At 59.6% G+C, this 9,600-nt stretch carries 9 protein-coding genes; 2 read left to right on the forward strand and 7 right to left on the reverse strand.

Annotated elements, in window-relative coordinates; genetic code table 11:
- Positions 1 to 2: 2 nt before the first annotated feature.
- The 6 genes from AC1D3C_RS19645 to AC1D3C_RS19670 form a co-directional block, all read right to left on the reverse strand.
- Positions 3 to 836, reverse strand: a complete 834-nt coding sequence (locus AC1D3C_RS19645) for an NAD-dependent epimerase/dehydratase family protein (protein ID WP_477484019.1) — start codon at positions 834 to 836, stop codon at positions 3 to 5.
- Positions 833 to 2,056 (reverse strand): class I SAM-dependent methyltransferase, encoded by a 1,224-nt coding sequence (locus AC1D3C_RS19650; protein WP_477484020.1) that lies wholly within the window; start codon positions 2,054 to 2,056, stop codon positions 833 to 835. Before AC1D3C_RS19650 ends, AC1D3C_RS19645 begins: the two co-directional genes overlap by 4 nt.
- Positions 2,053 to 2,613, reverse strand: a complete 561-nt coding sequence (locus AC1D3C_RS19655; protein WP_477484021.1) for a dTDP-4-dehydrorhamnose 3,5-epimerase family protein — start codon at positions 2,611 to 2,613, stop codon at positions 2,053 to 2,055. The genes AC1D3C_RS19650 and AC1D3C_RS19655 overlap by 4 nt, the downstream gene beginning before the upstream one ends.
- Complete coding sequence (rfbG, locus tag AC1D3C_RS19660) at positions 2,610 to 3,692, reverse strand: CDP-glucose 4,6-dehydratase (RefSeq protein ID WP_477484022.1); 1,083 nt, start codon at positions 3,690 to 3,692, stop codon at positions 2,610 to 2,612. Before rfbG ends, AC1D3C_RS19655 begins: the two co-directional genes overlap by 4 nt.
- Complete coding sequence (gene rfbF, locus AC1D3C_RS19665) at positions 3,674 to 4,447, reverse strand: glucose-1-phosphate cytidylyltransferase (RefSeq protein WP_038539757.1); 774 nt, start codon at positions 4,445 to 4,447, stop codon at positions 3,674 to 3,676. Before rfbF ends, rfbG begins: the two co-directional genes overlap by 19 nt.
- Positions 4,448 to 4,548: 101 nt before the next feature.
- On the reverse strand, positions 4,549 to 5,796 hold the full coding sequence (locus AC1D3C_RS19670; RefSeq protein ID WP_477484023.1) for a glycosyltransferase family 2 protein: 1,248 nt from the start codon (positions 5,794 to 5,796) through the stop codon (positions 4,549 to 4,551).
- A 326-nt stretch (positions 5,797 to 6,122) separates the two neighbouring features.
- Here AC1D3C_RS19670 and fliP point away from each other — a divergent pair, with 326 nt between their 5' ends.
- Positions 6,123 to 6,860 (forward strand): flagellar type III secretion system pore protein FliP, encoded by a 738-nt coding sequence (gene fliP / locus AC1D3C_RS19675; RefSeq protein WP_038548705.1) that lies wholly within the window; start codon positions 6,123 to 6,125, stop codon positions 6,858 to 6,860.
- 60 nt (positions 6,861 to 6,920) lie between these two features.
- Here fliP and AC1D3C_RS19680 read toward each other — a convergent pair whose 3' ends face one another.
- The gene (locus tag AC1D3C_RS19680; protein WP_477484024.1) at positions 6,921 to 8,786 is read right to left on the reverse strand and encodes an O-linked N-acetylglucosamine transferase, SPINDLY family protein; all 1,866 of its coding nucleotides are present in this window, start codon (positions 8,784 to 8,786) and stop codon (positions 6,921 to 6,923) included.
- 403 nt (positions 8,787 to 9,189) lie between these two features.
- Here AC1D3C_RS19680 and AC1D3C_RS19685 point away from each other — a divergent pair.
- Positions 9,190 to 9,600, forward strand: a 411-nt coding sequence (locus AC1D3C_RS19685) for a flagellin N-terminal helical domain-containing protein (RefSeq protein ID WP_477484025.1), incomplete at its 3' end; no start/stop codon positions are given.

A 9,600-nucleotide genomic window follows, 5' to 3' on the forward strand; every position in this document is an offset into this window, starting at 1 on the left:
CATCACCTCGTTAATCCTACAACGCAGGGAGGATCCACCAGATTGTCGGGACGGGCGCCGAATCGCAGGAGATCGCGTCGACCATACTCGTCGGCCAACCGCTCGGCTATCTGCCGCACGGTCACCGGAATTCCGGAACAGATGTTTGCTGCTCCCGTTCTGTCGCCAAGTCCGATATCGGCGATCTGCCTTCCGGCTTCCCGAACGTCCAGGAAGTCGCGGATCTGGTTGCCGCTGGTCAAATCCACCGGTTTGCCTGCGGCGAGCTGGGCGCGAAGGTAGGGAAACAGCCGTCGCTCGTCTTCACCTTCGCCGAAAAGATAAAAGAGCCGGCACCAGGCAAAGCTGATCCGGTGTAGCGGCAGCCATTGCGACAGGGCCATAAATACTGCGGCTTTCGCGCCGGCATAGGGGCTGATCGGCCGCAGCGGCGTGTCGGTGGCGAGCATGCCCACCGAGACGTCATATTCGAAACACGTGCCCACGCCGACGAACCGTTTGACGCCGGCGATAGCCGCGCCCTGCGCCATCCGCAACGTGCCTTCGAGGCAGACGATGTTTTCTGGTGACTGCAAATATTTGCCGGGTTCGGCGTACCAGGCGACATGTGTGACCGTATCGACGCCGTCTAGGGCCTTCGCCCACCACTCGACCGGCTCGCGGAACAGGTCCGGCGTCCGCACGATGCTCTCGACAGCGGAGAGATCGCCAAGCCGGCTTTCCGCCGACCCTTCGCGTAAAATCACCCGGACGCGCGTACCGGATTCGGTCAGCGCCCGCAGCACCTGCCGGCCGACAAAACCTGTTCCCCCGGTAAGCAGGACGAGTGGCGTCATATGATCTTCAATTCCGGCACGGCGGTTACGAACCTGGTGCCCTGATCGGCAAGCGAAGCCAGCTGCTGACGGACTTCGGTCGCGATGTTCCAGGGCAGGATCATCACATAGTCCGGCCGGCGCACGACGATCTCGTCCGGATGCAGGATCGGAATGTGGCTGCCGGGCATGAACTTGTTCTGCTTGGCGGCTGCGGCATCGCAGACATAGGGGAGGAGGTCCGGTTTGACGCCGGCAAAATTCAGAAGCGTATTGCCCTTGGCTGCGGCGCCATAGGCTGCGACCGTCTTGCCCTCGCGCTTTGCGTCCAGCAGGAAGGCGAGCGCGTCGTTCTTGACCTTTTCGGCCTTGGCCTGGAAGTCGGCATAGGTGGCCGCTGTCTGAAGACCGCGGCGCTGTTCTTCGCCGAGAAGTGCGGTAATCGCCTCCGTCGTCCGGCGTGAATCATCTGCATGGCATCCGTAGACGCGCAGGCTGCCGCCATGGGTCGGCAATTCCTCGACGTCGAAGACGCGCAGGCCCGCCGCGTCGAAGATCTTTCCGACCGTGAAGAGGGAAAGATAGGAGAAGTGCTCGTGATAGACCGTATCGAACTGATTGTGCTCGATAAGCCGCATCACATGCGGAAATTCGAGCGTCACCGTGCCGCCAGCCTTCAGCGCCGCCTTCAGGCCGCGCGTGAAGTCGTTGATGTCGGGAACATGGGCATAGACGTTGTTGCCGAGGATGAGATCAGCACTCTTGCCCTCGTCGGTCAACGTCTTGCCGAGTGCCTCTCCAAAGAACTCCCCTCGGACCGGGATGCCAAGCGCTTCGGCGGCTTCCGCCGTGCTTGCCGTCGGCTCGACGCCGAGGCAGGGTATGCCGGCCTTGACGAAATTCTTCAGCAGATAACCGTCGTTCGATGCGACCTCGATGACCATGCTGTCCCGGCCGAGACCGAGACGAGAGGTGATCATCTCGACATAACGTGCTGCATGGGCGAGCCAGCTCGTCGAGGCGCTGGAGAAATAGGCATATTCGGCACTGAAGAGTGATTCGGCCGAGGCATAATCCTCGGTCTGGACCAGCCAGCATTCCTCGCAGACCTGTAGCCTCAAGGGAAAATAGACTTCCGGCTTGGCCAGATCCTCGGCGGTCAGATACGCGTTGGATGGCGGCGCGAAGCCGAGGTCCAGGAAATCGCAGCGAAGTGTGGTCCCGCAGTGGCGGCAGTTCATAGCGTCAGTCCCGTGAATTGTGATGTCAGGAAGGAATGGCCGCGATCACGATCCGACATTTCGGTGATCTCCAGCGGCCAACTGATGTCGAGTGCGGGGTCCTGGGAGTTCAAGGCACCCTCCGAACCGGACGCATAGGGCATCGAATGGAAATAGAGGAGCTCACAGTCGTCGGTCAGCGCCTGGAAGCCGTGCGCAAACCCTTCCGGGATCAGCAGCGATCGGCGGTTCTCGGAGGAAAGCTCCTGGGCATGCCATTTCAGGAAGGTCGGAGAATCCTGTCTGAGATCCACCGCGACGTCGAAGACGGCGCCGCGCAGGCAATTGACCAGTTTCATCTCGGCATGGGGAGGGCGTTGGAAATGCATGCCGCGCACGGTGCCCTGGCGGGCCGTCATTGTCAGGTTGATCTGGGCGATCGGCTTTTCCCAGCCCGCCGGCGCCAGTTCGTCTGCGCAGAACATGCGCGACAGGAACCCACGCGAATCACCGAGATTTTGACGTTCGACCAGCTTCAGGCCGGCAAGCGGTAGATCGGTGACGGTGAAGCGGCTCAAGGGCGTGCCTCGTATTCGTCGATTTCGGCTTCGCAAAGGGCGCGGGCGTCGGCGCCGTCATTCTGCGCACGATACCATTTCATCGTCCGGTCGACAGCCTCCGCCAGCGACCAGCGCGGTTCGATGCCCAGCATATGCCGCGCCTTGGCTGTTTCCAAGGCAAGCCAGCCCGCTTCGTGCGGTCCCTCGGTGCCGTCGCCATATTGCACTTCGCCGCGGCCGAAGGAGGCGCGGGCGATCTCGATCACCTGGCGCACCGGTGCAGCTTCATGGCTGATCGGGCCGAAATTGAAGGCGTCGCCAATCGAGGGATCGCTCCACAGCCGTTCGGCAAGCACGAGATAGGCTGAGAGCGGTTCGAGCACGTGCTGCCAAGGGCGCTTGGCTTCCGGCCGCCTGACGCTGAGGGAATTGCCGGACTGCCAGGCGCGGACCGCATCCGGCAGCAGACGGTCGGCCGACCAGTCGCCGCCGCCGATGACATTGCCTGCCCGGGCGCTGGCAACCGCCACGCCTTTTTCGCGCAGAAACGAATCGCGATAGCTCGCAATGATAATCTCGGATGCGGCCTTGCTGGCGCTGTAGGGATCGTGCCCGCCGAGATGGTCGGTCTCCCGGTAGGGAAAGGCGTGTTCGAGGTTGCGGTAGACTTTGTCCGTCGTGATCGCGACGACCACGCGCGCAGACGGCACCGACCTGACCGCCTCAAGCAGATTGGCGGTCCCGAGCACGTTGGTCGCGAACGTGCCAAGCGGATCCTGGTAGCTCGGGCGCACCAGGGCCTGAGCGCCGAGATGCATGACGATATCGGGGGAGGCGGAGCGCACCAGTTCGGCGAGCCTGGCCGCATCGCGGATATCCTGGAAATGACTTTCCTTGAGATCGGGCCGCGCAAGTGCAAAGAGGCTGGGCCGCGTTTCCGGGGGCAGGGCAACGCCGGTGACCGTGGCGCCGAGGCGGCCGAGCCAGATGGAGAGCCAGGCTCCCTTGAAGCCTGTATGCCCTGTCAAAAGGACGCGTTTACCTTCCCAGAAAGCGTGGCTCGGCTGGGCTCCTCCGCTCACGGCCAGATTTTCCATGGCGCTTTTCCGGAAGCCCAGAGGTCTTCGAGCAGGTTCTTTTCGCGCAGCGTGTCCATCGGCTGCCAGAAGCCTTCGTGCTCGTAGGCCATCAGTTCGCCCATCGTAGCAAGGTCCGCCATCGGCGCGGATTCCCACGGAATGTTGTCGCCCTCGATGAGGTCGATGCATTTCGGCGAAAGTACGAAGAAACCGCCGTTGATCATGCCGCCATCGCCGCGCGGCTTTTCCACGAAGCCGGTGACCTGGTTGCCGGAGCGTTCGAGCGCGCCGTAGCGGCCCGGCGGATGGACGGCGGTAACCGTCGCATTCCTGCCGTGCGAACGATGGAACTTGACGAGCTCGGTGATATTCACGTCGCTCAAACCGTCGCCATAGGTAAAGCAGAAGCTTTCCTCGTTGCGCAGGTATTCGGAGACGCGCTTCAGGCGGCCGCCGGTCATCGTCGCTTCGCCGGTATCGATCAGCGTGACTTTCCAAGGCTCGGCGGTGCGGCGATGGACCTGCTTTTCGTTATAGGCCATGTCGAAGGTGACGTCCGACATATGCAGGAAGTAATTCGCAAAATACTCCTTGATGACGTAGCCCTTGTATCCGCAGCAGATGATGAACTCGTTCACGCCATGGGCGGAATAGAGTTTCATGATGTGCCAGAGGATCGGCCGTCCACCGATCTCGATCATCGGCTTCGGCTTGAGATGCGTCTCCTCGGAGATACGGGTTCCCAATCCACCGGCGAGAATTACAGCTTTCAATTCCGTCTCTCCGTAACTGACGCGCTATCCATTGAAACGACGATCGTCACTAAGCCATGCGAGTGAGGCTTTCAAGCGATCGGGCTAAACGCCTTCGTCCGTTAGAGCAGAATGGTCTTGATCAGATCGTCCTGGCTGAACACGAGATTCGGCAGATAGCCCATTTCCACGAAACGGTCGCGCTCTTCCGGCAGGTGCACGAGGACCGCCGTATTATCAAGTTGCTGCGGCGTGGGGGCGGTCGGCTCGTCGATCATCTGCAGCCGCAACGGGAAATCGACCCTGAAAAGCCGTTCCTTGATGGTGTCGATGTCATGAAACCCGTGGATGACGAGATTTTCGATACCGGCGGTGACGCTCACCTGCCACACGAGGATCTGCAGCGCCGTTGCCAGCAATCCGCCATCCTTGAAGGACTGAACTTCCGGATGCTCGTCGAAGCCTCCGAAGACCATCCTGGTATAGACTTCGTACGCCTTCACGAATTCGCGCATGCCGACGAGCAGTCGCATCGAGACGGCCATTCGCTGCAGCGTGAAGTTTCTGCAAAGATGCTCCTGGGTCGCGCGTTCGTCGGGCGAGGTGCCGACCTTGCCGCGTTTGGATGCGAAATAGAGGAAATATTCCAGACCGCCGCGGTACTGGTCCCATCCGGTTGCCGCGATCTGAGCGCCTCCCTGGACGCGATCGCGTTCGACGCCGGATACGATGACCTGGCGATAGAAGGGCGTCTTGCGGAACGCGATGTCGCCCTGGTCCAGGAAGTGGGCAAGCATGGGGAACGGGTAGAAGCAGATATCTCTCGGAACCCAAGCGGCCCGGAAAGCGCTGCTGCGATAGATGCCGATCTCAGGGAAGATGTGGCCCCTGAACATATAGTTGAAGACTTCGGCGAAGCTTTTCTGCGGGAAGACCTTGTCCTCGTTGACCGTGTAGAACAGCCCGCCCTCTACCTCGTTGATGCCGTCATACATCGCCCATGGTGCATGGCAGACCGTGATGTTCGGGTTTTCGTCGAGATAGGCAACGATATTGGCGACTTCCTGCGGGATCAGGCGATCGTCGTCCGCGAGATAGAGCATGTATTCGCCACGTCCCAGCCTGAGCGCGCTGTTCATGTTGGGGATCATCCCGACATTCTGCGCACCCCTGACGTAGCGGATCGGCATCCCCCGCTCGATGAACTCCTTGGCGACCGCACCCGTATTGTCTGTGGAGGCGTTGTCGGAAATGACGATTTCATAGGGGAAATCGAAGCGGAAATCGCGATGGCACCGTTCCAGGCAATCGTGCAGGTGTTTTTCACGGTTGTAGGTCGGAATGCAGATGCTGAGTTTAATGGAAGACACCGAATTTCCTCGATCTGATTTACTCGAACAAGCCCTTCCGGCTCGCCGCAGACGATTGACGTTCCGAAGCACCGGTGACTTGCCGAAGTGAGAAGCCCTCACATTGCTGTTGGGCCTCTTTGCGGCTTTGAGCCATTCATAAGCTCACGCTATTCAACCAGACTTGCGCCAAGCTGAATGAAGGCCTCGTTCGGAAACCCAGGCCTTGTCGTTTGGTCAGGCTGATGCGGCTTTCTGTGCACGAGCTTCGGGATGCGGCCTTGAGGTGTTGACCTGCGTTGGTCGGGATGACTATCGAAGGTGACGCAAAGGACCTTCGTGATCGCATGATTCGGCTGATCTTCCTGTTCGTCGCTCTGATCGCGGCACCCGGGCTCGCGCTCGCCCAGCAATCGCCCGCGGATCTTCTCAATCTGCCGGTCGATGGTTCCGCAGCCGCGTGGATCATCCGAACCTTCGGGTTGTTGACGGTTCTTTCCGTCGCCCCCGGCATTCTGATCATGGTCACGAGCTTTCCGCGGTTCGTGATCGCCTTTTCGATCCTGCGCTCCGGCATGGGTCTGTCGACCGCGCCGTCGAACATGATATTGGTCTCGATGGCGCTGTTCATGACGTTTTATGTGATGTCGCCCACCTTCGACAGGGCCTGGAACGAGGGCGTCCAGCCGCTTCTTCAGAACAGGGTCACGGAGGCTGAGGCGGTTCAGCGGATCGCGGAACCGTTCCGGGTTTTCATGTCGGCCAATACGCGCGACAAGGATCTGCAGCTTTTCGTCGAAATCGCCCGGGAACGAAACCAGTCGGTCGGCACGCCGCAGGCGATCGACTACCGCGTCCTCGTCCCCGCCTTCATGCTCTCGGAAATCAGGCGCGGTTTCGAGATCGGCTTCCTGATCATCCTGCCGTTTCTGGTCATCGACATGATCGTCGCGGCAATCACCATGGCGATGGGCATGATGATGCTGCCGCCGACGTCGATCTCACTGCCCTTCAAGATCCTTTTCTTTGTCCTGATCGACGGCTGGAATCTGCTGGTCGGCAGTTTGGTTCGTTCCTTCAATTAACTGGCAGCAGGGCTGCGGAAATGGAAACGGCGGGGGATCCCCGCCGTTTCCATGCGCATATCAGTTCTTGCGTGCGCTGAAGGGGGCTTCCCGCGGCGGTAGGGCCGGAACGCTGAAGTGGTCGGGCTTGATCTTGGCCTTCGCCTTCTCGGCCATCATCGTGTAAGCGGTTTCGAGATGCCGGCAATACCGTTCGGCGTCGAACAGCGGGTGCGTGAAGCGGTTTGCCTCGAGCCGTTTCCGGACCTCTTTGAGCTCCTCGCGGTTGTTGTAGTAATGGACCGCGCGGCGAACGAAATCATCCTGATCGTCGGCGACCATTTCCGGCAGGCCGAGCGCATTCAGCAGGCTTTCGCTGACCCGGGATGCAAAATTCTTGCCCTTGTGGGTCAGCATCGGAAGTCCGGCCCACAGCTTTTCGGAGGTCGTCGTATGGCCGTTATACGGATAGGTGTCGAGACCGAGATCCGTCAGGCCGATACGGTTGATATAGGCCGCATAATTGTTGACGCGATCGCCGAACATCAGCCGGCTCTTGGGGATTCCCGCCTCCGCAAAGGCCTTGATCAGGTTCTTTCGAGCACCGAACCGTTCGCGGCAGATCAGGAACAGATAGCTCTCCGGCGTTTCCTTGAGGACGCGGACCCAGAGGTCGATGGTTGCTGGCGTGAATTTCCAGTGGCTGTGGAAACATGAGAAGATGAAGGCGTCCTGTGGCATGTCGCAGAGTGCCCGATCGATCGGCTGCGGCATCGGGCGGTGGACCGCTTCGTTCGGGAAGAACGTCTCGGGCATCCAGCAGATCTTCTCGTAATAATGCGGGAAGGAGCTTTCCGGCACCACCGTGCTGTCTGCGATGAGATAGTCGATATCCACGTTGACGACAGTGCCCGGATAGCCGAGCCAGGTCGCATGTACGGGCGCAGCTGGCCGGTTCATCACGAATACCCTGTTTTCTGCGGTGTGCCCCTGCAGGTCGACCAGGATGTCGATGTTTTCGGCCTTGATAGCCTCGGCGGCTTCGTCGTCCGTCATGTTGCGAACCCTGATGACCCTGCCCCATTCCTCGCGGATGGCGTTGTTGTCGTTACGCAGGCGTTCGGGAGGGGCGTTGCAGAAGAGGGTGATTTCGAAACGGTTTCTGTCGTGCGATTCCAGTATGCCCCGCAGCGCCTTCATGACGGCGTGTTCCGTCCAAAGGTCGGCCGAGAGATAGCCTATGCGCAGTTTGCTGCCCCAGCGATGCGGCATGTTGTGCCTTTTCGAGGCGGCGTTTTTGGGCTTTCTCTCGCCCATTCTGGAGCCCGCGATGGCGTTCGTCTTTTCATCGTCGCACCAGCGCAGATTGAAGAGAGATACTTCGTCTGCGATCGCTTCGAATTCGCCCCGGGCAATTTCCTCTAGCTGGATCGGCTCGTATTTCCGCAGCACATCGTAGTCGAGGCTGTCCCGCATCGCCGAAAGGTAGAAATTGCGCACGATGCGGTCTTCGGGATCTCTTTCAAAGATCTCGAGAATGCACTTGTTCTCTTCGTCGCTGCGTTCCTGAAGCTTGATCGAGCGGGCAGCAAGGTGCCGGTGTGTCGGTTCGTCGCTTCTTGCAAGTGTATTGCGAAATGCTTGGGCGCCGTCCAGTTCCTGGCGCATGAGAGCGCCGGACATCAGAACTGCCATATCGGGATCAGCGATCGCCTCTTTGAGAATGCGTGCGCCGAGGCGAAGGACGCTGATGTCGTCGTTATTGGAGAAATGAAGCCGCATGGCTTCGCGCAGATATTTGAGCTTATGGGGGGATTCCATGCCCCCGGCAAGTTGGAACGCCTGGGCTGCCTCGGTCTTCATCTTGAGCTTCAACAGAGTTGCGCCCAGGAGTGCGTAGTGCCTCGGATCCTTGTGAACATCCAGCAGCTTGTTCAGGATGCCCAATACATCGTGATATTCTTTTTTGTCGAAGTGATTTTGCGCTGCGACGTATTGCCGTTGTATCTTCAGGGGTTTCAAGGCTTCCCGCTCCAGTAAAGTTGTGCCGGCGTCCCGGCAAATCGGCTTCACCGCGCATCGTGGCAAGCCAAGCTTGCATGAAGCCGACCTCGCAGAAGCGGAATTTTTGTCAATCTTTCGTTAATCATATCGGTCGAACGCCTTTTAGCTCCCCTCGTTGTTTAAAGAACTTAGAAAGGAAATGCTGCGAGATTTGCCTCACACGACGGGTTTGGTGTTCCTTCAGATTGAAGAGACCGAGTTGGCATGATGCCGGACCGAAGTGCCGGTAAAATATACAGTCCGGTATGTCCCCCTCCAGGTATTTCGTTCAAAGGGACAATCAACTATGGCTAGCATTCTCACCAACGTGTCGGCGATGGCCGCGCTTCAGACGCTGCGCGGCATCAGCAACGACATGGAATCCACGCAGAGCCGAGTTTCCTCGGGCCTGCGCGTCGGCTCTGCTTCCGACAACGCTGCCTACTGGTCGATCGCGACCACCATGCGATCCGACAAGGGCTCGCTCTCCACGGTCCAGGACGCCCTCGGCCTCGGCGCTGCCAAGGTCGATACTGCCTATTCCGCCATGGAATCGGCAATCGACGTCGTCAAGGAAATCAAGAACAAGCTGGTTGCCGCCGCTGAACCGGGCGTCGACAAGTCGAAGGTCCAGGAAGAAATCACCCAGCTGCAGAGCCAGCTGAAGAGCATCGCTTCCTCCGCGTCGTTCTCCGGCGAAAACTGGCTGCAGGCCGAA

The sequence above is a fragment of the Neorhizobium sp. P1_A6 genome (assembly GCF_056406795.1).

Coding starts and splice junctions, on each gene's coding strand:
- AC1D3C_RS19645 (WP_477484019.1), bottom strand. CDS start 836: ATGACGCCACTCGTCCTGCTTACCGGGGGAACAGGTTTTGTCGGCCGG.
- AC1D3C_RS19650 (WP_477484020.1), bottom strand. CDS start 2,056: ATGAACTGCCGCCACTGCGGGACCACACTTCGCTGCGATTTCCTGGAC.
- rfbG (WP_477484022.1), bottom strand. CDS start 3,692: ATGGAAAATCTGGCCGTGAGCGGAGGAGCCCAGCCGAGCCACGCTTTC.
- fliP (WP_038548705.1), top strand. CDS start 6,123: ATGATTCGGCTGATCTTCCTGTTCGTCGCTCTGATCGCGGCACCCGGG.